Here is a 1,011-nt window from a genome sequence, read left to right as displayed (position 1 = left end):
TTTAATGGGGAACTGAGATTTCCCGAACCGGCTGTCGTTTTGCGCGCCGGCAATGCTGACTGTACAAAAAGCCATTATTTCCGTCTCCTTTCCTTAGAAGCTGACGACCGCGACGGAATCCACCGCCTGACCGTCAATTCTCTTAATGGTTGCCACGCCGGATTCCGTCGTGGCCGTCACCTGCAGCGCGTCCGCGCTCAGCGTCACCTTGTCTCCCGGTGCCAGCGTCACGCCCTCGGCAGGCGCTGCGCTGAGCGTGGTCTGAAATTCCATGTAGGACTGAACCTCCGCGCATGGAACTGTTCCGTTGCCGTCCATCGGCCCCATGGCGATATAGGCAGGCTTTGCGGTTGCGCCGCATTTGGTCAGCTTTCCGCCGGAGAGCACCAGTGCCTCCCCCGCCGCAATGGTTTCTCCCGCCGTTCCCGGCAGATACACAAAAGGCGCGGTCAGGCCGACGCCCATTTTTTTCGTGCTGAACATATAAACTCCTTCCTGTGTCAGCGGCAGGACTTCTCAAATTTGGACCAGTTCTTGGAAATCTCCTCGTCCGTAGCATCCGGGAACCATTCCCGATACGCCGCGGCCTGTTCCGCAGGAACGCTGATCCCCGGCGCGCCTTCGCCTGCGCCGCTGAGAAGGCCCTGTTTGCTGCGCGTCTGATTGATGGCGGTCTGCTTTGCGGCCGCCAGCCGTTTTTGCTCAAGGTCTTTCCGATTGGCAAGATAAAACGCCTCTTCCAGCGTATTTCCCCGCTGCACATATCGGTTGAAATCCGCCGCCGTGGGCATCTTCGCAATGTCCTCCAGCGACTTAACCGAAGGGTCAATGGCGGAAATTTTCTGCATCTCCGCCGCAATGGCGCCCTGTGCCCGCTGCTCCGCCGCCACGGCCTGCTGTGCTCTCGCGGAAGCCGCCGCCTGCTGCGCCGCGGTCACCGCCGGGTGCTGGGCCACTCTCTGGTCGATCAGGCTTTCCAGCACGTCCGGCTTGATTCCGGCCTCCTGCAAC

The 1,011-nt window shown here is 60.6% G+C and carries 2 protein-coding genes; both read right to left on the bottom strand.

The genetic code is table 11. From position 1 onward, the window contains the following. Window positions 1–93: 93 nt before the first annotated feature. Entirely contained in the window at window positions 94–483 is a 390-nt protein-coding gene (locus RT018_RS13910; RefSeq protein WP_312942890.1) for a hypothetical protein, read from the bottom strand. 17 nt (window positions 484–500) lie between these two features. Continuing rightward, the coding region (locus RT018_RS13905) for a hypothetical protein (RefSeq protein WP_312942889.1) at window positions 501–1,011 on the bottom strand (511 nt) is incomplete at its 5' end.

Origin of the sequence: Oscillibacter sp., from assembly GCF_032060045.1 — a bacterium.
Lineage (GTDB): Bacteria > Bacillota > Clostridia > Oscillospirales > Oscillospiraceae > Oscillibacter.
This window is presented reverse-complemented; position numbering and strand designations above follow the sequence as displayed.

Coding starts and splice junctions, on each gene's coding strand:
- RT018_RS13910 (WP_312942890.1), bottom strand. CDS start 483: ATGTTCAGCACGAAAAAAATGGGCGTCGGCCTGACCGCGCCTTTTGTG.